The following is a 21,080-nucleotide window of genomic DNA, read 5'->3' as shown; positions in this document are numbered from 1 at the left end:
CGATTCCACCACCAGATTCCTGTAATGGCTTTTGAGGATCTACTGAACGACCCCGTCATCCAGAAGTACCTCCACGAGCTGGTGGGGCCGACGGGGATGCCGGTCGCGGCCGCGCCGCCCGACGGCGAGGTCACCGACGAGGAGCTGGCCGAGGAGCTCGGCTTGGAGCTCAACGACGTGCGGCGCGCGCTGTTCATCCTGTACGAGAACGACCTGGCGACGTACCGCCGCGTCCGCGACGAGGACTCCGGGTGGCTCACGTACCTGTGGACGTTCCACTACGACAACATCCCGGAGAACCTCCAGGAGGAAATGTACCGGCTACTCGACGCCTTAGAAGAGCGCGAGGAGTACGAGCGCACCCACGAGTTCTACCTCTGTGAGGTGTGTTCCATCCGCTTCGAGTTCGGCGAGGCGATGGACTTCGGCTTCGAGTGCCCCGAGTGCGGCTCGCCGCTGGAGGCGATGGACAACGACCGGCTCCGCGAGGCGATGGACCAGCGCATCGCGGAGCTGCGCGACGAGCTCAACGCGGACGTGACCGCCTGATGGTCGTCCTCGCAACGAAGTGCTACGTCGAGGGCGACGCCCGCGACCGCGCGCTCGACGGCATGAACTCGCTCGTCGCCAACGACGTCGGCGAGCTCGACGTCGACTGGCAGGCCGGCGTCCGCGACGACGACGAGTTCGTCCAGGTGGACGTGAGCGGCGAGGACGCCCCGGTCGCACGCAACGTCCTCGCGGAGACGTGGGGGGAGATCGTCGCCCACGACGGCGGCCTCGAAGCCGGCGAGACGTACGTCGGTACCCTCGAGTCGTGGGACGACGTGGGGTTCACCCTCGACGCCGGCGTTGACGTGTTCATCCCGGCCGACGAGCTGGGGCTCGGCGTCGGCTCGCCGGAGCAGGTCGTCGAGCGGTTCGGCCTCGTCCAGCACCTCCCGCTGCGGTTCGTCTACGGCGGCGACCCCGGCGACCCGGACGCGGACCAGAGCCGGCTGGCCGACGCCGAGCGCGACCGCCTGTACGACTGGCAGCGCGGCGACGGCCGGGTGAACGTCAACTCGGCGACCCGCGGCGAGACGCGCGCGACGGTGAACCGCGCGGGCCACGCGCAGGACATCGTCACCGTCGACCGGCTCGGCCTGTTGGAACAGAGTATCGTCTGCGCGGAAGGGACCGACCCGCCGGGGCTGCTCGCGGCCATCGGATCGTACCTCCCGGCGGAGATGCGCTGCGTCGTTTGAACGGAGGACACACGTGAACAGACGCTTCGCGCTCGCGGTGGCGACGGTCGCGCTCCTCGCTGTCAGCGCCGGCTGTCTCGGCTACGCGACCGGCGGCGGCGAGGTGACCAACGAGACCCTCGACGCCGAGCCGCCCCACGCGTACGACTTCGACACGAACCGCGACGCCGCGTTCAACCTCACCACCGACGCGACGTACACCGTCGTGTACGCGGTGGGCGACCGGGAGGAGATCCGGCTGTACCGACAGACGCCGTACGCCGGCGACCAACCGCTGGAGTTCGAGTCGTTCCGCTACCAGTACCCCGACGGCGAGGTGATCACCGGCAGCGAGTTCCGCGAGCGCGGCGGCGAGATCGAGCGCACGACCGACGAGACGTGGATCCGCTTCGCCGACGACATGCGCGGCGGGAAGGCGGCGTTCTCCGGGGCCGGGTCACCCCGCCGGTTCAGCATGCGCGCCTACGTCGAGGGATCGTACGCGGTAACGCTGCCGCCGGAGTTCAGCACCGAGGTGCCGATCGTCGGGCACGTGTCGCCGCGCGACCACACGGTCGAGACGGTCGGCGACCGCGACCGGATCGTCTGGGACGAGGTGACGCGCGGGTCGATCGTCGTCCAGTCCTACCGCGAGGGCGACCTCGTGGTGTTCGGCGTCATCCTGATCGTCGCCGCGGTCGCCGCGGTCGCCGGGACGCTCTACTTCCGCCGTCAGCTCGAGGCACTCCGGCAGCGTCGGCGCGACCTCGGCCTCGGCGTCTACGACGACGACGACGACGACGGGCTGCTCTGACGGGCGCGACCGGCCGCCGTCGCCGGGACGTCGCCCCGCGGCGCGGTCCTTTTCTACCGCGCCCCGCTTGAGTCGGGTATGAACGCCGCCGTCGTCACCGTCGGGGACGAGCTCCTCGTCGGCGACACCGAGAACACGAACGCCACTTGGCTCTGCGACCGCCTCGACGCCCGCGGGGTCGACGTCCGGCGGGTGACCGTCCTTCCGGACGAGGTCGCCGAGATCGCGCGCGTCGTCAACGAGTACCACGCCGAGTACGACGCGGTGATCGTCACCGGCGGCCTCGGGCCGACGCACGACGACGTGACGATGGACGCGGTTGCGGCCGCGTTCGGCCGCGACTTGGCAGAGAACGAGGAGGCCGCGGCGTGGCTCGCAGAGCGCGGCTACAGCGGCGGCGACCTCGCGGCGGAGACGACGCACCTCCCCGTCGACTGCCGGCCGCTGCCGAACGAAGCCGGGGTCGCGCCCGGCGCGGTCGTCGAGTCCGTCTACGTCCTCCCCGGGGTTCCGGGGGAGATGAAGGCGATGTTCGAGCTGGTCGAAGACGAGTTCGCGGGGACGCTGACCCACGTGCTCACGGTCGACGTCGACGAGCCGGAGAGCGAGCTGCTCGACCGGTTCACGTCGCTCCGGGAGCGGTTCGACGTGCGGGTCGGCTCCTACCCGGGCGAGGTCGTCAGCGTGAAGATCACCGCCGAGAGCGAGGCGGAGGCGGAGCGGGCCGCGGCGTGGGTCCGCGAGAACACCGACGCAATCGAGGGGAAGGCGTTCGAAGGAGCCGGGAAAGAGGGAGACGAGGCCGAGTAGGGGGTGTCGGTCGGAGGAGGGGTTGGAGTCGGTCGCGGAACGGACCGAGGACGTCGGAGACGAGACCGCCAGACGGTCGCCGCCCGCCGGTCCGGTCAGCGGTACAGGTACGCGACCCACACGACGACGAGGGCGAGGCTCGCGAGCAGGACCGCGCCCGCGGTGGCGCTGATCGGCAGCGGCTCCGTCACGGCGGCTTCGAGTAGCATATCTCGGAGTTCTTCTGGGGGCGTCTTAAGCGTTGATTCTCGCACGGCCGGCGCGCTGCCGCGGTCGGGTCACGCGGACGGAAAAGCGGGACCGGAAGACGTGGGCGTGCGGCAGCTACCGCGGGAGGGATCCAGTCCCGACGAGACGAGCAGGTCACCGATGGCGGGCTCGTTCCATCGGCGTTTACTCCTATGGGGTGACACCGGTTGAGTCCCGTGTCTCGTTGTTGCGGGCCTTTATTTATCAGCCCACCGAGCCGCCGGCGTCGGGAACCGCCGCGCCGCGGGCGGACGCGTCTCGCTTAAGGGGCCGGCGCGGCGAACGTCTGACATGCACGTGGGGATCGCGGTGAACCCGGTCGCCGGGATGGGCGGCCGCGTCGGACTGAAGGGAACCGACGGCAAGGTGGCGGAGGCGGTCGAGCGCGGCGCGGAGCCGCGGGCACCGGACCGCGCGCGGCGGATGCTCGACCGGCTGGCCGCGGTCGCGCCCGACACCGCCGTCTCCGTGGTCGCGGACCCAATGGGCGAATCGACCGTCCGCGACGCCGGGTTCAACCCGGTCCGCGTCGTCGATCCGTTCGGTGGCGAGACGCCCCACTCGACGGCGACGACCGCGGCCCACACCGCGGCGGCCGTGCGGGCGTTCGCGGGGCTGAACGACGACGGGGCGGGCGACGGCGACGAGACCGGCCCCACAGACTCCGTCGACCTCGTCCTCTTCGTCGGCGGCGACGGGACCGCCGCCGACGTGGCGACGGCGCTGGAGGGCACTGAGGTGCCGATGCTCGGCGTCCCGGCCGGCGTGAAGGTGTACTCCTCGGTGTTCGCGGTGTCGCCGGAGGACGCCGCCGAGGTCGCCGCCTCGTTCTCGCGGACCGAGCGCCGCGAGGTGATGGATATCGACGAGGACGCCTACCGCGAGGGGGAGGTCCACCCGGAGCTGTGCGGTGTCGCGCACGTGCCCGTCGCCGACGACCTCCAGTCGTCGAAACAGACCGCGAGCGGGACCGTCGAGTCGCTCGCCGAGGGCGTCGCGGCCGACGTCCGCGAGCGCGACGGCGAGGGCGTCACCTTCGTCCTCGGACCGGGCTCGACGGTCGGCGCGATCAAAGACGAGCTCGACTTCGAGCCGTCGCCGATCGGCGTCGACATCTGGCGCGACGGGGGGTTGGTCGTCCGGGACGCGACGGAGGCGGAGATCCTCGACGCGCTCGGCGAGGAGAACGTGATCGTCGTCTCGCCCATCGGCGGGCAGGGGTTCGTCTTCGGCCGTGGCAATCCGCAGCTATCGCCGGCCGTGATCCGGCGCTGCGACCTGCGGATCGTCGCCTCGCGGGCGAAGCTCGACGACGTGCGCGCGCTCCGCGTCGACACCGACGACCCCGACCTCGACGCCGAGCTCGCAGGGTGGGTCCGCGTCCGGGTGGGGAAGTTCGAGACGCGGATGATGAAGATTGTCTGAGTCGCGACCCTCGCACGCCCTCTTCCGGTCTATCACGGTTGAAGGCTCCGACACGGACACACCTTTGTGCCTCGCCGCGTCGGGCAGCGTATGGGATGCGAGAAGGAGCAGATGCTGGCCGGCGAAGCGTACGACCCGTCCGCGCCCGAGCTAGTCGCCGACCGCCAGGAGGCACGGGACCGCTGCCGCCGGTACAACGACACCGCCCCGACGGAGACCGAACGCCGCGAGCGCCTGCTCCGGAAACTGTTCGGCGAGGTCGGCGACGACGCGACCGTCATCCCGTCGTTCCGCTGCGACTACGGGTACAACGTCGGAGTCGGCGACGACTTCTTCGCGAACTGCGGCTGCGTCGTCTTGGATGTCGCGCCGGTCGTGTTCGGCGAGAACTGCCTGCTCGGGCCGGGCGTCCACGTCTACACCGCGACGCACCCGATCGACCCCGCGGAGCGCGCGGCCGGTCGGGAGTTCGGCGACCCCGTCACCGTAGGCGACGACGTGTGGATCGGCGGGCGAGCGGTGATCGCGCCTGGGGTCTCGGTCGGCGATGGGGCGGTCGTCGCGGCCGGCGCCGTCGTGGTCGACGACGTGCCGGCCCGGACGGTGGTCGGCGGCAACCCAGCCGAGGTGATCCGGCGCAGCGACGACGAGAAGGAGAGCGGTAGGAAGGAGAGGGACGGGGAGCAGAGAGACGGAGCGGCGGCGCCAGGCGACGGGCCGTAGTCGGCGGCGTCAGTCCAGCGCGTCGGCCAGCGCGGGCGCGGCGCTGACGACGCTACAGCCGCGCTCGACGGTGTCGCTGCCGACGATCCGGTCGACGCCGGCGGCGCGGAGCTTCGTCACCGCGTTGGCCACGAGCACCGGGTGGACGCAGGCGGTCAGCACCCGGGCGGCGCCGCGGTCAGTGAGGACGGCGACCGACTCGCTCATCGTCGACCCGGTCGCGATGATGTCGTCGACGACGACCACGTCCCGGTCCGCGACGCTCGCGTCGGAGGGCGACACGGCGACGGCGCCGGTGTCGCGGTCGCGGTGTTTCTCGAAGAAGTCCGTCTCGCCGGCGCCGTACGCGTCGCGGACGGTCGCGGCCACGCCGATGGCCCCCTCGTCCGGGGAGAGGAAGAGCGGGTCGACGAGGTCCGTCGGGAGCGGGTCGGCGAGGGCGGCCGCGGCGTCGACCGCCCCGACGGGGACGTCGAAGAAGTCGGCGACGCTCGCCTCGTGGGGGTTGACGAGGCGGACGCGGTCTGTGCCGGTCGAGATGGCCCGCGCCATCGCGCGGGCGGAGACCGGCTCGCCGTCGCCGAACGACGCGTCCTGCCGCGCGTAGCCCATGTACGGGATCACGGTCGTCACGTCCGTCGCGCCGGCCTCCCGGACGGCGTCCTGGAGCTGGAGCAGTTCGACCCACGCCTCGTCGGAGTCAGTTGTGGCGACGATCACGGCCTCGTCGTCGTCGAAGTCGGGCACCGCCGCGAGCCGTTCCCCGTCCGGGAACCGGTCGTATGTCGGCGTCGCGAGCGCCCGGCCCGTCTCCGCCGCGAGCGCGGCCGCGAGCTGCTGTGAGCTGGACCCGGGTACGATCATGGGCGACCGTTCCGCGGACTCCGGTAAACCAGTTTCCTTACCGCGCCGGCCGCCGAGCGCCACGCGAGCGCGACCCACACCGGCCGCACAGGGGCGGATATTTACGGGCGCGGCGGATACGACCGCCCAATGAGCGACACCGAAGCCGGCGCGCGCGTCGGGCTCCCTTGCCCGTCGTGTTCGCCCGCCGAGCCGACCGTCCACGAGGTCCTCAGCCCGGGCGGGCAGGCCACCGTGCGCTGTACCGAATGCGACCACACCCACAAGACCGAGATCCCCGAGGAGGAGACCGTCGCCGTGACGATCGTCGTCTCGCAGGACGGCGACTCCTTCACGACGACGATGGACGTGCCCGCCGAGGGCGACGTCGGCACCGGCGAGGAGTTCGTCGTCGACACCGACGAGGCGTTGATGCAGGTGCGGATCACGGGGATCGAACTCGGCCCCGAGAACCGCGTCGAGGAGGCGGACATCACCGACGTGGAAACGCTGTGGACCCGCGCGGTCGACAACGTCGCGGTCCCCGTCACACTCCACCCGAAGGACGGCGACGCGGACCAGACCCGGTCGCTGCGCGTGAACGTCCCCGGCGACTACGAGTTCACCGTCGACGAGACGGTGGAGTTCGGCGAGGAGGAGTTCACGATCGAGGGGCTCCAGATCCGCGAGGACGCGCCCGAGTACCGGCACGAGAAGCTCGACCACCCCGGCGACCTCGCCTACGCGAAGGACCTCAAGCGGGTGTACGCCCGCGACGAGACGCTCACCGCGTGGTCGGCCTGGTAGGGCCGAGCGCCGGTCCGCGTCTCGACGCCTTCGGCGGCCCCGGTACGCTCCGCGGCGATCCTCATACTAACATAAACAATTATGAAGGATACGCGCCTTGCGCCTAGCGTGCCGCCCGTAGTACACGACTGACGCACGCTCGACGGCGGGGACGACCGGTCCCGGCGGTCCGAGCACGCGCGAGGCGACGCCGACCGAACAGGCCACCGACCGATCGGATCCATCCACGGAATCGACCGCGAGCGACGACCTTCCGACCGCCGCCGAGGCGGTCGCGCAGGCGGCGGCGACGTTCGACCCGTCCGACACCCGACGGATCGCGAACGGAACCGACTGCTGGAACGAGTACGCCGGCTCGTCGCACTGACGGCGCGGCCGGATCCTTTTATTCGCTGGCATGACTACCGACGAGCGGCCGATGACGAACCACCGCTCCGAGCCGGACTCGGCACCCGGCGACGACGAGCCCTATGAGTACCGAGGCCGGCTTCTACTCCCGCGTCCGCGAGGCGGAGTCTCCGTCCGTCGCCCGCGAGCGAGGGAATTCATCACGCCGATGACGGCCGGACGTCTATGTAGCTCCGGCCGTATCAACAGATAGAGAATGTCGGACCGGAGCGCGGTCGACGGGAGCGTGAGCGTCGTCCTCCCGACCCGGCGGTGGACGACGGCCTGCGACGAACTGGTCGAACAGGTCGCGCGGGACGACGAGTTCATTCTCGCGTGCGACGGGCCCGACGACCCGGTGGTCGAGGACGCGGCGGGCACGCCGGCTGAGGTGGTCGTCGCCGGCGAACCGGAGGGCTGCTCCGCGAAGTGTAACGCGCTCGCCGCGGGCCTCGAACGAGCGACGGGCGAGCACATCGTCTGTACGGACGCCGACTTCGAGCACGGGCCGGGGTGGCTCCCGCGGGTCCTGCGGCACCTCACCGACGCGCCGCCCGATCACGTCATCTCGACCGCTCCGATCCCGATCAGCGAGGGCCCGCTGTTGAAGCCGCTGGAGGGGCCGGGCGCGATCGGCGCGGCGCTGACGACGCTGCTGGACACGACCGCGTGGGGCGGAATGATGGCGTTTCGCCGCGAAGCGGTCGACGTGGACGAGTACGCCGCGGACCTCCGGCGGACCGTCAGCGACGACGCCCTGCTCACGGACCGCATCGAGGGCATCGAGTCCGTCCCGGACCTCGTTCGACAGATGCCGGTCTCCGGGACGCTCGAGGAGACGCTCAACCGACAGGTGCGCTGGACGCGGACAGCGCTGTACATCGATCCCGGCGGACTGGTCTTCGGCGCGCTGGTACAGCTCGCCGTCCTGGTCGGGACGCTGCTGGCCCCGCTCGCGACGGTGCCGCTCGTGACGGCCGCCGCCGGCCTCGCGTACGCCTACTTCGGGGTCAGGCGGTGGACGTTCCTGCTCGCCGTCCCGGCCTACGTCCTGACGCTCCCCATGCTCGCCTACGGGCTCGCGCGGACGGAGTTCGACTGGCAGGGCCGCCGCTACCGCTGGACGGGACTGTACGACGTGGAAGTCCTCGACCGCGACGCGGAGTGACGCCTCCCGCTCTCGCTCCGCAGTGGCCCCGAGACGCGACGATCGAGAAGTGATCGGCGACGGGCGTACCGGCGGTCGGACGACGCCGGTCGGTGCGTTGGCGTGCCCGTTTCTCGGTCGTGTCAAAAGAAGAAGTGCTTAAAGACATAAGCATCATTACGGGGAAGACCGCATAGATCGAATAGAATACCAGCATGGAGTTACCGTTCTCCGAATCTGACGGAGTGAACGTTATACACGTGGACGACGACTCCGGTCTGGTCGATCTCGCCGCGGAGTGCCTCACTCTGGAAGACGAGTCACTCACCGTCAAGACGGAGACGGATCCGGCGGCCGTCCCCGACCGGCTGGAAGAGGAGCGAGTGGACTGTATCATCAGCGACTACGAGATGCCGGAGATCGATGGGTTGGAGCTCGTCGGCCGCGTCCGGTCGGTCGACGACTCGATACCGTTCATTCTGTTCACCGGTCGGGGGAGCGAGGCCGTCGCGGCGGAGGCAATCGAGAGCGGCGTCGACGCGTACGTCCAGAAGGCGCCCGGGCGGTCGACGTACACCGTGTTGGCGAATCGCGTCCGCTCGCTCGTCGACAAGGCGCGGGCGACTCGGGAAGCGGAGAAACTGAGCGAGACGTATGAACTCGTCGCCCGCACGGCGACCGACGCCTTCTGGCTCCGGGACATGACGACGAGCGCGACGCTGTACAGCGACGGCATCCGGCAGTTCGGCTACCAGCCGGGCGTCCGCGAGGACGGCTTCGAGTGGTGGCTCGAACGCGTCCACCCCGACGACCGCGACGTCGCACGGGGGCTGAACGAACGCCAGGCGGCCGGCGAACCCTCGGCGTTCGACGACGTGGACGCGGAGTACGGCGAGTTCGCGCACGAGTACCGCTGGCGGACCGCCGACGGGGAGTACGTGCCGGTGCGCTCGCAGGCCATCGTCCGGTTCGAGGACGACGCGCCGGTGGAGATGGTCGGCGCGATGATCGACGTGCGCGCGTCAGGAGCCGAGGACCGGAACGACGAGGCCGGCGAGCGGTGAGTCCGCGGGGTCCGTCCCGGCCGCCGCAGACTGGGGTCGAGCCGCGGACTCGGGCGCTTGCCCCGGCGGTGGTGGACGCCGATCGTCGAGCGGATGAACCGTTTTCACGTCGCCGCCCGAGCCCGCGCTCATGGACCACCGCTGTCCCGACTGCGGCGTGACGATGGAGGAGGTCGAGTTCAGCATGAGTGACGCGTGGAACGCCCACGTCAGGACCGGCGAGAAGCGGTCCGGGCTCCTCGGCAAGCTCGGTATGAACGAGCGTAAGGAGCTGACGACGGTGATGTGTCCGGAGTGCGGGCTTGTCCGGCACGACGCCGAGTTCGACGAGTGACGGAGCGACGGGCCGCCGAAGTCGACGCTCGCCGCGCGTCCGGATCCCCGGTGCCACGGCAATTTTACGCCTCGCAGCCCTCGTTTCGACCGAAATGTCCGACTCCGAGTACGCGCTTCAGGCACGGCTCGAAGCGAAGCCGAAGAAGGCCGACGAGGTGGCCGAGTTCCTCGAAGGTGCGCTCCCCGCGGCCGAGGCGGAGGAGCAGACGACGACGTGGTTCGCGCTGCGCTTGGACGAGACCACGTTCGGCATCTTCGACACGTTCCCCGACGAGGCGGGCCGGCAGGCGCACCTCGACGGCGAGATCGCGGCGGAGCTGCTGGACCGCGCCGACGAACTGCTCGTCGAGGACCCGCAGATCGACGAGATCGAGGTGCTGGCCGCGAAGCACTCCTGAGCGGGACACAACGGTTCCCCCGAACGAGACAGGGCAAAGCTGGCGGAACCGCGTCTTTCACCGATTCTCTCCGATCGACCGTCGACTCACCGCCGCGTGCGGAACGCGTCGTCGCCCCACAGCCGGAAGTCAACGTCGAAGGTCCAGATGTCCCTGTCCTGTTCGACTAGTCGGCGAAACTCGTCGGCGATCCGGTCCGGGTCGACGCGTTTCGACTCGGGCACCTCGTCCGGGATCGTCTCGTCGTCGATCCGACCGTCGATGAAGGCGTGGACGACGTGAACGCCCTCCGGAGCGAGTTGTTCGGCCATCCGCCTAGAGATCCACTTGACCGCGTCACCGGTGTTGTGGATCACCGTTCCGCCGCCGCGGAGGTCCGAGAGGAGTTCGTCCACGACGAGCGCGAACCCGTAGCCGACGGTGTCGAGCATCGTCGCGAGCGCCTCCGGATCGTCCGCTGGCCCCGCCCAGCCGGAAACGGGGGTGTTGTGTACGTACACGTCGACGGGCCCGAACGCCTCGCGAACGGCCTCGGCCCCGGCCTCAACCGCGTCCGGGTCGGTCACGTCCACCTCGACGGCGAGCGCGTCCCCGTCGGTTTCGGCCCGGAGGTCGGTCGCCAGCGGCTCGGTGAAACCGTTGGTCCGCGCCCACAGGGCGACGCTGTCGCCGTCGCGCGCGAACCCTCTGGCCAGCGACTCGCCCAGCGTGGGCCCGACGCCCCCGAGAACGACCGTGCGTCCCATCGACAGTCGTAGGCCGCGGACACTGGTAGCTGTTTTCCCGGCCCCTCGGGCGCCGTCGAACCCGCGCCGCCGCCGAATCGGTGTGGCGGCGTCGATACCGAACACATCCGGTCGGTGGTTTATCCTCCCGCGCGCCGGACAAGAGACCATGGAGCCAGACTTAGATCGGTTCACCTCGCGGCGGTCGACCGTGTACGGGGAGCGAGGCGTGGTGGCGACCAGCCAGCCGCTCGCGAGCCAGGCGGGGATCGAGGTGTTGCGCGACGGGGGGAACGCGTTCGACGCCGCCGTGGCGACCGCGGCCGCGCTCAACGTCGTCGAGCCCACCTCGACCGGGCTCGGCGGCGACGTGTTCGCGCTGTACCGGACCGCCGACGGCGAGGTCGGCGCGATGCGCTCGTGCGGCGGCGCGCCGGCGGACGCGACGATCGAGAACGTCCGCGGGGCGCTCGCCGACGACGAGAACGCGGACTCGTACTACCCCGACGACGGCGGCTACGCGGTCGACGACGCCGGCGAGGCCGGGATGCCGTTCTACGGGCCCCACGCGGTCACGGTGCCCGGGACGGCCCGCGGCTGGGAGGCGACCGTCGAGGAACTGGGGCGGCTGACGCTCGCCGACGCGCTCGCCCCGGCGATCCGCTACGCGACCGAGGGCTACCCGGTGTCGGAGGTCATCGCCTCCTACTGGGCGAGCGCCGACGCGCTGTTCACCGACGACCACGCCCGCGAGGCGTTCCTGTTCGACGACGAGCCGCCGGCCGTCGGCCAGACGGTGACGCTCCCGCGGCTCGGCGAGTCGATGGAGAAGATCGCCGAGGAGGGGGCCGACGTCGTGTACGAGGGCGAGATCGCCGAGGCGATCGCCGACGAGGTCCAGTCGCAGGGCGGGTTCATGACCGTCGACGACCTCGCCGGCTTCGAGGTCGAGTGGCCCGACCCGGTGTCGACCACGTACAACGGGGCCGAGGTGTACGAGCTACCGCCGAACAACCAAGGGCTCATCGCCCTGGAGGCGCTCAACATCGCGGCCGAGCTGGGCGCGGGCGAGTACGACTACGACTCCCCCGAGCGCGTCCACTACTTCGCGGAGGCATTGAAGCGCGCCTTCCACGACGGTCACCGCTACATCACCGACCCCGAGTACGAGGAGGTCCCGCCGCTCGCGTCGGCGAAGTGGGCGACTGAGCGCGCCGCCGAGATCGGCGCGACCGCCTCGCACGACGTCTCTTTCGGCGTACCGAACGCGAACGCGGAGGACGCCGACACCGTGCTACTCACGGTCGCCGACGACGCCGGGAACGTCGTCTCCTACATCAACTCGCGGTTCGCCGGCTTCGGGTCGGGGCTCGTCGCCGGCGACACCGGCATCGCGCTACAGAACCGCGGCGCGTCCTTCTCGCTCGACCCGGACCACCCGAACGCCCTCGAACCGGGCAAACGCCCCTTTCACACGCTCATCCCGGGCGTCGTCCGGTTCGATGAGGACGACTGGGCGGCGTTCGGCGTGATGGGCGGGTACATGCAGCCGCAGGGCCACGTCCAGGTGATCTCGAACCTCGTCGACTACGACATGCCACTCCAGCGCGCGCTCGACGAGCCGCGGTGGCGCTACCGCGAGAGCGGCGAGCTGGCGCTCGAACCGCACTTCGACGACGACGCCGCGGCCAAGCTCGTCCGGAAGGACCACAACGTGCGGACGCTCTCGCCGGTGATGTTCGGCGGGGCGCAGATAGCCCGCAGCCGCGACGGCGTCCTCTCGGCCGCCACCGAGCCGCGGAAGGACGGCAACGCGCAAGGGTACTGAGACCGGGCGATCACGCTCGCGACGCCAAGCGAGTTCCTATCAGCGGACGCGCATAAGCTCGGATCGTCGCGCGAGGACGGTTCGGCCGACGGTCGATAGAGCGCATTTCGCACCGACGAACCCTGTCCGGTCCGTCGAATTCGGCGGCCGTCGTATTTGTGGTCGTGGATACACTTATAATGGCTCGTATGGTATACGCTCACAGGATGAAGCGAAGAATCCAGCGACGCGACGTACTCAAGGGTGCCGGCGCGGTCGGCATCGCGGGGCTCGCCGGCTGCTCGACGGAGAGCGGCGACGGCGGCGACGGCTCCGACGGCGGCGACGACGGAATGGACGGCGACGACGGCTCCGACGGTGGCGATGGAATGGACGGCGACGACGGCTCCGACGGCGGCGATCAGAACAACATCCCGGACGCCGTGATGGTCGTCGGCTTCCCGCAGTCGGGCATCCAGCTGTTCCGCGACTTCTACACGGAGTTCGCAGACAGCGCGCCGGACCTGGACATCATCGTTCCCGACGGGCTCATCGACGGCGACCTCCCCGGCGAGGTCGACAACGATATGAACAACGTCATCGGCACCGCGCCCTCGGCGGGCGGTCCCGGCGCGGAGTTCTTCACCTCGGCGTACGAGGAGGAGTACGGCGAAGCGCCCGGCGTGTTCACCGCGCAGGCGTACGACGCGATGGCGGTTCAGATCCTCGCGGCGACCGCGGCCGGCGAGAACAGCGGCGAGGCTATCCGCGACCGCGTCCGGACCGTCGCTAACCCCGGCGGCGACGAGTTCGGCCCCGCGGACCTCCCCGAGGCCGTCGAGACGGTCGCCGCCGGCGACCCGGTCCACTACGTGGGCGCGTCCTCCAGCGTCAACTTCGACGTCAACGGGGACATCTCCACCGCCGCGTACGACATCATCGACTTCCAAGACGGCGATCTCGTCACCCTCGACACCGTCGAGTTCGGCAACGAGCTCTCCGACGAGGACCAGAACGCGACGGCCGCGGACCCGGTCGGCGTCGACTCCTTCACCGCCCGGATCGGCGTACTGATGCCGGAGACCGGTGACCTCGGGCCGCTCGGCGTCCCGATCCGCGACGGCGCGCTGCTCGCGGCCACGCAGGTCAACGACGCGGGCATCAACGTCGACGTCGAGACTCGCGTGGAGGACACCCAGACGGACCCGCAGGCGGGCATCTCGGGCGCGAACGCCCTCGTCAACGCCGGCTTCGGAGCGGTCGTCGGCCCGGCGTCGTCGAACGTCAACCTCCAGGTCTCCGAGCAGGTGTTCATTCCCAACGGCGTCGTCGGCATCTCGCCGTCGTCGACCGACCCGAACGTGACCGACTTAGATGACAACGACTACATCTTCCGGACCGCGCCCTCCGACCTGCTCCAGGGGCCCGCAATGGCCGACCTCGCCGTCAGCGACACGGTCGGCGCGTCGAGCTCCGGGACGCTGTACCTCAACGACGCCTACGGCCAGTCGTTGGAGGAATCGTACGTCAACGCCTTCCAGGAGCGCGACGGGACGATAGACCAGCGCGTCTCCTTCGAGCCGAATCAGGCGACGTACACCAGCCAGTGGTCGAGCGTGCTGAATCAGTAACGAGTCGTCCAACCGCCGCCGAACCGGTTTTTTCGAGGTCGGTACCGCCGTTCGCGAGGCACCGCCCCGCTATCCACCGAGGAAGTCGCGCCGCACGTCCTCGTCGCTGAGCAGCACGTCGCCGCGGTCCGTGTAACGGTTCTCGCCGTTCACCAGCACGTAGCCGCGGTCGCAGCGGCGCAGCGCCTCCTTCGCGTTCTGCTCGACCATCAGCACCGCCGTCCCGCCCTCGTTGATCCGGTCGATCCGGTCGAACATGTCGGAGACGAGGTCGGGCGCGAGGCCGGCCGAGGGCTCGTCGAGCAGGAGGAGGTCGGGGTCGAGCATGAGCGCCCGCCCCATCGCGACCATCTGCCGCTGGCCGCCCGAGAGGGTCCCGGCCTTCTGGTCGCTGCGCTCCCGGAGGATCGGGAACCGGTCGTAGATCGTCTCGATCTGGTCTTCGGGCACCTCGTCAAGGATGTACGCGCCCATCTCGAGGTTTTCGCGGACGCTGAGTCCGGGGAATACGTTGTCGTTCTGCGGGACGAAGCCAATCCCCTCGCGGATGATCTGCTCGGGCGCGAGCCCCTGGATCGACCGCCCCTCGAACTCGACGGTGCCGTCCATGTGCGTCGTGAGCCCGAAGACGGTCTTCATCACGGTCGACTTGCCGGCCCCGTTGGGGCCGACGATGGTCACGTACTCCTCGTCTGCCACGTCGAGGACGACGTCGGAGAGGATCTGGAGGTCGCCGTACCCGGCGTCGAGGTCGCGGAGCCGCAGGATCGCGTCGCCGCCGATCGCGTGGTCGGTGCCGGCGGTGGCGGCCGCGTCGGTTCCGTCGGCGGCGGCCGACCCAGTCTCGTTGGCGGGGGTCGCTCCCGTCTCGCCGGAGTCGGTCGGGTCCGCGTCGTCCGCCGCGGCGTCGGTCGTCATAGGTCCTCACCCAGGTACGCCTCGATGACCCGCTCGTCGTTCCGTATCTCGTCGCCGGTCCCCTCGGCGAGAACGCTGCCCTGATGCATGACGATGACGTGTTCGCAGTTCTCCATGATGATGTCCATGTCGTGCTCGACCAGCAGGAACGTGTAGCCGTCGGCGCGCAGCTCGTGGATCCGGTCGAGGAGCTTCTCCTCCAGCGTGGGGTTGACCCCGGCGAGCGGCTCGTCGAGCAGCACCATCTCGGGGTCGGTCATCAGCGCACGGGCCATCTCCAGCAGCTTCCGCTGGCCGCCGGAGAGGTTCCCCGCGTGTTCGTGCGCGAGGTGATCGATCTCGAAGAACTCCAGCGTCTCCCACGCCCGCTGGCGGAGGTCGGTCTCCTCGTCGACGACCGCGCCGCGGAGCCCGGGCGTGACCGCGCGGATCGCGGACTCGCCGATCTGCCCCTGCGGCGCGAGCATGAGATTCTCCAGAACGGTCATCTCGGCGAGCTCCCGGGCGATCTGGAACGTGCGGACCAGCCCCTGTCGCGCGATCCGATGGGGCCTGAGCCCGGTGATGTCCTCGCCCTCGAAGTACACCGACCCGGCGGTCGGCTCGTGGACGCCGGTGATACAGTTGAACGTCGTCGACTTCCCGGCGCCGTTCGGTCCGATCAGGCCGGTCAGCGACCCGGACTCCACCTCGAATGAGGCCCCGTCGACGGCGGTGACGCCGCCGAACCGCTTCACGAGCCCCTCCACGCGGAGCGGAGGTGCCCCCGAGGGGGACCCCGACGGGACGCGTTTCGCCGCCTCCTCGACCGCGCTGTCGTTCGTCTCCGGGTCGGCGTCCGTGGCCTCCGCGGCGGAGACCGCGTCAGCCGCGACGCCGTCGGTCGGGTCGGGCGCGTCGCTACTCATCGGCGTCACCTCCGGCGGGCCGCTCGGAGAGGTCGACGGCCGCGGCCGTCTCGATCCGGTCGCCGAGGATCCCGTCAGGCCGCCGGTGGATGATGAACACCAGGACGATGCCGAGGAAGACGAACTGGAGCGGCGCGATGTTGTCGGTCGCGTACGCGAGGAACGTCACCGGGTCCAGCGACGCGACGGCGTCGGCGAACGACGCCGGCGTCTGCGCGTCGATGAGCCCCCGGACCGTCGCGCCCACGCGCCGGGGCCCCTCGAACAGCACCGCGGCGAAGACGATGCCGCCAAGGACGGAGCCGGTGTTCGAGCCGGAGCCGCCGATGATCACCGCGATGAACACGTAGAAGGTTAAGAGCGGCCGGAACTGCGGCGTCGGCGAGACGTTGCCCTGGCTGCCGAACCAGAGGATCCCGGCGAGCCCCATCAGCGCGCAGCCGATGACGAACACCTTGATCTTCACGAGGTTCACGTCCTTGCCGAGCGAGTCGGCGACGAGCTCGTCCTCGCGGATCGCCTTCATCACCCGGCCGAACGGCGACCGCCCGAGGCGTTCGAGGAGGAGGTAGAACCCGACGAGGAAGCCGCCGAGCACGGCGATGTACCCCCACCCGATGAGGATCGGGTGCGCGATCCCGAGGCCGTCGGTCCCGAAGACCCCGAAGACGAGGTCGCCGAACGCGGTCGGGGACCCCGCCTGTCCGTCGACGAGGAACAGGTCGCGGACCGGGTTGTCCGGCATCCCCATCCCGCGACCACCGCCGGTCCCGGCGCCGATCGTGTCGCGCAGGAAGTTGTCGAAGGTGCTCGACTGGAGCGACAGGCGGACGATCTCGGAGAGCCCCAGCGTCACGATCGCGAGGTAGTCCGCCTTGAGCCGCAGCGCCGGCAGGGCGGCGACGGCGCCGAGCAGCCCCGCCACCCCCATCCCGGCGAGGATCCCGACCGGGAGCGGGAGGCCCAGCCCGGGCGGGCCGAAGGCGGGGTCCGGCGACCGCACGACCATCCCCATGGTGTACACGCTGACGGCCATGAAGCCGGCGACGCCGATGTTGAACAGCCCGGTGTACCCCCACTGGAGGTTCAGCGCGAGCGCGGTGAGCGCGTAGACGAGCCCGAGGAACGTCAGCGTCTCCAAGAGGCCGACGACGCTGTTGAGCCCGTCGGAGAACGTCAGCAGCGTCGCGGCGGCGTACACCGCGAGCAGCGTGCCGGCCACGAGCCCGAGGTCGCTCTCGCGGGCGGCCTCGACCACCGCCGCGGTGGCGCTCCCCGGCGCGTCGGACGAGCCCTGCGGCCCGCCCGGGACGTCGGCGTCGCTCATGCCGTCGACACCCCCTTGAACAGCCCCTCTGGGCGCAAGAGGAGCATCAGGATCATCACGGCAAACGCCGCGGCCTGGTTGAAGTCGGACGGGATCCAGATCGTCGAGGTGGTGAACACGATGCCGATGACGAGGCCGCCGACGATGGCGCCGTACACCGACCCGATCCCGCCGAGGATCACGGCCGCGAAGATGAGGAGCAGGAGGAGCCAGCCGAAGTCGAACTGGATCGTCCCGCGGAGGAGGACGTAGAGGTACCCCGAGGCCCCCGCGAGCCCGCCGCCGATGATCCACGTGGCGGTGACGACGCGCTCGGCTGGGATACCGGTGATGAGCGCGAGGTCCTTGTTGTCGGCCATCGCCCGCATCGCGGTGCCGAGCTTCGTGTGCTGGAGCATGCCGTGCATCGCGAGCATCAGGCCGACCGCGGCCACGAGGATGGTGAGCTCGTGCGCGTTCACGGAGAGCCCGAGCGGGCCGAACGCCAGGTTCGACGCCTCGACGCTGGCGGTTATCCCACGCCGGTCGGACCCGTAGCCGAACTGGAGCAGGTAGCGGACGATGAGCGCCGCGCCGATGGAGGCGATGAGCAGGGAGATCCCGTCGCGGTCCCGCATCGGCTTGTAGAACGCGCGGTCGAGCGCCACCGCGAGGATCGCGGTGACGACGAACGACGCGAGCAGCCCGACGAGGATCGCGCCCGGCGTCGTGAGGATGTGCGCGCCGATGTCGCCCGGCGAGGCGCTCCCGGCGTCGCGGACCGTCAGGAGCGCGCGGGCCGGGATGTCGCCGAAGCCGGCGATCAGGAAGGCGATACCCCAGCCGGAGAACGCGCCCACGCTGACGAGGTCGCCATGCGAGAAGTTCGCGAACGAGAGGATGCTGTACGTCATCGAGAGCCCGATGCCGGCGAGCCCGATCACGAGGCCGATGACGATGCCGTTCCAGAGGTTCGAACCGAGCCGGTCGACCGAGAGGGACCCCCCGATCGGACCGAGGCCGACGCCCGCGAGTTTCGCCGCGAGGTCGACGAGGAGCAGGCCGCCGAGGAGGACGACGAAGAGAAGCCCCGGCCGGGCCCGCGCCGAGTCGACGATCGACGAGTCAGTTGTTCCCATGTGTGCGTGTCACTGACGCAGGGTGAGTCACCGAGAGGTAAATAACTCGCTGTTCGGACAAAGATCGAGACATCAAAACCGCCTGACAGCCGGCAATTTCGCTCGTGTTCGGGGGCACTCACCCCGAGACTCGGGGTTCGCCGGCGCTCAGTCGCCGCCCGCGGCCCGCGCGTGGCGGCGCGCGTCCTCGGGCGAGCGGCCCTCGCGGAGCAGCGCCTCGACGAACAGCTCGCCGGCCTTGTACGAGGACCTGACCATCGCGCCAGACGCGCAGTAGAGGAAGCCGAACTCCTCCTCGGCGACCTGCCGCCACGTCTCGAAGGCGTCGGGGTGAACGTACTCGAACACGTCGAGGTGCGAGCGAGAGGGCTGGAGGTATTGGCCGAAGGTGACCACGTCGACGCCGACCTCGCGGAGGTCGCCGAGGGTGCGGTACACCTCGTGGTCGTACTCGCCGACGCCCAGCATGAGGCTCGTCTTTGTGTGAATGTCGGACTCGCGGTCGACCTGGTCGAGGACGGCGAGCGACTGCTCGTAGTTCGCGCGGCGGTCCCGAACCGGCCACTGGAGGCGCTCGACCGTCTCGACGTTGTGCGCGATCACGTCCGGCCCGGCGTCGATTATCCGCCGGATCGCCTCGGGGTCGCCCTGGAAGTCCGGGATGAGCGTCTCGACGAGGATCTCGGGGTCGCGGCGCTTGATCTCGCGGATCGTCTCGGCAAAGTGCGCCGACCCGCCGTCCGCGAGGTCGTCGCGGTCGACGGACGTGAGGACGACGTAGTCCAGTCCGATCTCCGCGACCGCGTCGGCGACGTTGGCGGGCTCGTCCGAGTCGAGCGCCTCCATCCCGCCCGTCTCCACGTCGCAGAAGTTACAGCCGCGCGAGCAGCGGTCGCCCAGCAGCATGAACGTCGCCGTGCCGGGGCCGTCGTTGCCAGACCAACACTCGCCCATGTTCGGGCAGTTCGCCTCCTCGCAGACCGTGTGGAGGTCGTGCTCGCGGAGGGTGGACTTGATCTCCGTGAACCGACTCCCGGACGGCGGGCGGGACTTCAGCCAGTCCGGCTTCCGGCGGCCGCGTGACATATGCGATCCTTGGCGCCCGACCGCAAAAGCGTGCGGGTCGCCCGGACATCGACGACGGCCGCCTCCGGCCGCGGCCTCACGCCTCGGGGACGAAGACGTTCATCGACGGCGTCTGGATCCCCTGGAACTTGTTCTTCCAGTTGTACGCGACGTTCAGCACGCGCCGCCGGTCGTCCGGCGACCCCGTCACCACGCTCACCGAGGTCCCGTCCTCCGGGATCTCGACGCGGGTGTCCTGCCAGTCGAAGCCGGCGAGCAGTTCCGACGGGTTCTCGACCGACACGGTCCCGCTGTTCTTGTTCACTTCGTAGAGGCGATAGGCGTCGGCTTCGAGCAGCCGCTTGATCTCGTCGAGGTCGTCGTCGAAGTGCTCCTCAAGCGCGTCGGCAGTGTGGTAGCCGCAGACGATCAGGTGCGCGAACGTCTCGACGTTGCGCGGGTTCTGATCGGCCGCGCGAAGGTGATCGAAGTACGCCAGCTTCTCCTCCCTATCGAGATCGAGGATGGCGTTGACGATCCGCGCCGCCTCCCGTTCCGTCTCCGTCGCGTCCGGATCGGCGAGGACCTCGTCCGCCCGCGAGCCGGTGTTCTGGCCCCGCGAGACGTCGAGGACGTTCTTGAGGTGTTTCGCGCGGTCGTACACCGCCGACTTGTACGACCAGTCGCGGACGTCGTCCGGGTAGTCGTCGAACTCGCGAAGGAGCGCCTCGCGGTCCTCGGGGAACCCGATCTCCTCGCGGAAGTCGCTCCACGCCGTGGCGCCCTCGAACAGTTCGAACTGCGTCAACGTGTCCTGACCGAGGTTCGCCCGCGTGCCGCCGCTGGCGACGAACTTCGCCTCGACGAACGTCTCCCCGTCGGCCGATTCGACGATCAGGTCGCCCAGCGAGTCGTAGGAGTTGCCGGCGTGGCGCACCGCGGTCAGGTCGGGGAAGTCGCTCCGGAGCCGGTCGGCGAGGGCTTCGGCGAGATCCGGTCGGCCCTGTTCTTCGAGGTCAGCGTCCGGCTCCGCGCCGTTCGCGAGCTGCGCCGTCAGCTTCTCCGTGGCCTCGACCCAGCCGCGCTCGTGTTTGCCCATGTCGTGTGTCGGTCCGAGAGCGGGAGGGAAAAAGGCGCCTCCCCGGGCGGGAAGGCAGGGACCTGACCGGAATGTGGCGAGGGAGAACGCCGGAGCAAACGCTCACGGAGTGGCAGAGAGAGGAAGCCTAGGCCGAGATTTGAACTCGGGGTCTCGTCCTTACCAAGGACGCGCTTTACCGCTAAGCTACCCAGGCACGCAATCAGTCGTTGACCGGATTCGACTTTATGGGTTTCGATCCGCGGGCGCAGCG

General features: G+C 69.9%; 22 protein-coding genes and 1 tRNA gene. 13 read left to right on the top strand and 10 right to left on the bottom strand.

Annotated elements, in window-relative coordinates; all coding sequences use genetic code 11:
* The first annotated feature begins 24 nt into the window (after positions 1-24).
* The 6 genes from ABNG04_RS02870 (at position 25) to ABNG04_RS02845 (ending at position 5,247) form a co-directional block, all read left to right on the top strand.
* Positions 25-549 carry a transcription factor gene (locus ABNG04_RS02870; RefSeq protein WP_297885684.1) on the top strand — a complete coding sequence of 175 codons (525 nt, stop codon included), beginning with the start codon at positions 25-27 and terminating at the stop codon, positions 547-549.
* Positions 549-1,247: a DUF2110 family protein gene (locus ABNG04_RS02865; RefSeq protein WP_371159877.1), complete on the top strand. Its 699-nt coding sequence runs from the start codon at positions 549-551 to the stop codon at positions 1,245-1,247. The genes ABNG04_RS02870 and ABNG04_RS02865 overlap by 1 nt, the downstream gene beginning before the upstream one ends.
* A 13-nt stretch (positions 1,248-1,260) precedes the next feature.
* Positions 1,261-2,040 carry a DUF5803 family protein gene (locus ABNG04_RS02860; protein WP_371159875.1) on the top strand — a complete coding sequence of 260 codons (780 nt, stop codon included), beginning with the start codon at positions 1,261-1,263 and terminating at the stop codon, positions 2,038-2,040.
* 78 nt (positions 2,041-2,118) lie between these two features.
* Entirely contained in the window at positions 2,119-2,850 is a 732-nt protein-coding gene (locus ABNG04_RS02855; RefSeq protein ID WP_371159873.1) for a competence/damage-inducible protein A, read from the top strand.
* Positions 2,851-3,390: 540 nt separating this feature from the next.
* Positions 3,391-4,524, top strand: coding sequence for an ATP-NAD kinase family protein (locus tag ABNG04_RS02850; protein WP_371159872.1), 1,134 nt, complete (start codon positions 3,391-3,393; stop codon positions 4,522-4,524).
* A gap of 90 nt (positions 4,525-4,614) precedes the next feature.
* Positions 4,615-5,247 carry a maltose acetyltransferase domain-containing protein gene (locus ABNG04_RS02845; RefSeq protein WP_371159870.1) on the top strand — a complete coding sequence of 211 codons (633 nt, stop codon included), beginning with the start codon at positions 4,615-4,617 and terminating at the stop codon, positions 5,245-5,247.
* 9 nt (positions 5,248-5,256) lie between these two features.
* Here ABNG04_RS02845 and prs read toward each other — a convergent pair whose 3' ends face one another.
* Complete coding sequence (prs, locus tag ABNG04_RS02840; RefSeq protein WP_371159868.1) at positions 5,257-6,111, bottom strand: ribose-phosphate diphosphokinase; 855 nt, start codon at positions 6,109-6,111, stop codon at positions 5,257-5,259.
* Between the two features lie 129 nt (positions 6,112-6,240).
* Here prs and ABNG04_RS02835 point away from each other — a divergent pair, with 129 nt between their 5' ends.
* Positions 6,241-6,897 carry an HVO_0476 family zinc finger protein gene (locus tag ABNG04_RS02835; protein WP_371159866.1) on the top strand — a complete coding sequence of 219 codons (657 nt, stop codon included), beginning with the start codon at positions 6,241-6,243 and terminating at the stop codon, positions 6,895-6,897.
* 66 nt (positions 6,898-6,963) lie between these two features.
* Here ABNG04_RS02835 and ABNG04_RS02830 read toward each other — a convergent pair whose 3' ends face one another.
* A complete protein-coding gene (locus ABNG04_RS02830; protein ID WP_371159864.1) occupies positions 6,964-7,296 on the bottom strand; it encodes a hypothetical protein in 333 nt (110 codons plus the stop codon).
* Between the two features lie 205 nt (positions 7,297-7,501).
* Here ABNG04_RS02830 and ABNG04_RS02825 point away from each other — a divergent pair, with 205 nt between their 5' ends.
* The 4 genes from ABNG04_RS02825 to ABNG04_RS02810 all read left to right on the top strand — a co-directional run bounded on the left by ABNG04_RS02825 (position 7,502) and on the right by ABNG04_RS02810 (position 10,229).
* Complete coding sequence (locus ABNG04_RS02825; protein ID WP_371159862.1) at positions 7,502-8,452, top strand: glycosyltransferase family 2 protein; 951 nt, start codon at positions 7,502-7,504, stop codon at positions 8,450-8,452.
* A 239-nt stretch (positions 8,453-8,691) separates the two neighbouring features.
* Positions 8,692-9,495 (top strand): response regulator, encoded by an 804-nt coding sequence (locus ABNG04_RS02820; RefSeq protein WP_371159860.1) that lies wholly within the window; start codon positions 8,692-8,694, stop codon positions 9,493-9,495.
* A gap of 130 nt (positions 9,496-9,625) precedes the next feature.
* Positions 9,626-9,829: a hypothetical protein gene (locus ABNG04_RS02815; protein ID WP_371159858.1), complete on the top strand. Its 204-nt coding sequence runs from the start codon at positions 9,626-9,628 to the stop codon at positions 9,827-9,829.
* A 94-nt stretch (positions 9,830-9,923) separates the two neighbouring features.
* A complete protein-coding gene (locus ABNG04_RS02810) occupies positions 9,924-10,229 on the top strand; it encodes a putative quinol monooxygenase (RefSeq protein ID WP_371159856.1) in 306 nt (101 codons plus the stop codon).
* An 86-nt stretch (positions 10,230-10,315) separates the two neighbouring features.
* Here ABNG04_RS02810 and ABNG04_RS02805 read toward each other — a convergent pair whose 3' ends face one another.
* Complete coding sequence (locus ABNG04_RS02805) at positions 10,316-10,975, bottom strand: SDR family oxidoreductase (RefSeq protein WP_371159854.1); 660 nt, start codon at positions 10,973-10,975, stop codon at positions 10,316-10,318.
* A gap of 148 nt (positions 10,976-11,123) precedes the next feature.
* On the opposite strand from ABNG04_RS02805, the gene ABNG04_RS02800 reads away from it, so the two are divergent.
* Together ABNG04_RS02800 and ABNG04_RS02795 are read left to right on the top strand one after the other, a co-directional pair.
* A complete protein-coding gene (locus tag ABNG04_RS02800; RefSeq protein ID WP_371159852.1) occupies positions 11,124-12,782 on the top strand; it encodes a gamma-glutamyltransferase family protein in 1,659 nt (552 codons plus the stop codon).
* A 206-nt stretch (positions 12,783-12,988) separates the two neighbouring features.
* Entirely contained in the window at positions 12,989-14,392 is a 1,404-nt protein-coding gene (locus ABNG04_RS02795; RefSeq protein ID WP_371159851.1) for an ABC transporter substrate-binding protein, read from the top strand.
* Between the two features lie 69 nt (positions 14,393-14,461).
* On the opposite strand, the gene ABNG04_RS02790 is transcribed toward ABNG04_RS02795, so the two are convergent.
* The 7 genes from ABNG04_RS02790 to ABNG04_RS02760 form a co-directional block, all read right to left on the bottom strand.
* Complete coding sequence (locus ABNG04_RS02790; RefSeq protein ID WP_371159849.1) at positions 14,462-15,310, bottom strand: ABC transporter ATP-binding protein; 849 nt, start codon at positions 15,308-15,310, stop codon at positions 14,462-14,464.
* Positions 15,307-16,218: an ABC transporter ATP-binding protein gene (locus ABNG04_RS02785; protein WP_371159847.1), complete on the bottom strand. Its 912-nt coding sequence runs from the start codon at positions 16,216-16,218 to the stop codon at positions 15,307-15,309. Before ABNG04_RS02785 ends, ABNG04_RS02790 begins: the two co-directional genes overlap by 4 nt.
* Positions 16,211-17,545 (bottom strand): branched-chain amino acid ABC transporter permease, encoded by a 1,335-nt coding sequence (locus ABNG04_RS02780; protein ID WP_371159845.1) that lies wholly within the window; start codon positions 17,543-17,545, stop codon positions 16,211-16,213. The genes ABNG04_RS02785 and ABNG04_RS02780 overlap by 8 nt, the downstream gene beginning before the upstream one ends.
* Positions 17,542-18,663 (bottom strand): branched-chain amino acid ABC transporter permease, encoded by a 1,122-nt coding sequence (locus tag ABNG04_RS02775; RefSeq protein ID WP_371159843.1) that lies wholly within the window; start codon positions 18,661-18,663, stop codon positions 17,542-17,544. Before ABNG04_RS02775 ends, ABNG04_RS02780 begins: the two co-directional genes overlap by 4 nt.
* A 147-nt stretch (positions 18,664-18,810) precedes the next feature.
* Positions 18,811-19,749 carry a lipoyl synthase gene (lipA, locus tag ABNG04_RS02770; RefSeq protein WP_371159841.1) on the bottom strand — a complete coding sequence of 313 codons (939 nt, stop codon included), beginning with the start codon at positions 19,747-19,749 and terminating at the stop codon, positions 18,811-18,813.
* A 76-nt stretch (positions 19,750-19,825) separates the two neighbouring features.
* Positions 19,826-20,827 carry a hypothetical protein gene (locus ABNG04_RS02765; protein WP_371159839.1) on the bottom strand — a complete coding sequence of 334 codons (1,002 nt, stop codon included), beginning with the start codon at positions 20,825-20,827 and terminating at the stop codon, positions 19,826-19,828.
* Between the two features lie 124 nt (positions 20,828-20,951).
* Positions 20,952-21,023, bottom strand: a tRNA-Thr gene (locus tag ABNG04_RS02760).
* Positions 21,024-21,080 lie beyond the last annotated feature (57 nt).

This window comes from Halorubrum miltondacostae (genome assembly GCF_041379815.1).
Taxonomy (GTDB): Archaea; Halobacteriota; Halobacteria; order Halobacteriales; family Haloferacaceae; genus Halorubrum; species Halorubrum miltondacostae.
This window is presented reverse-complemented; position numbering and strand designations above follow the sequence as displayed.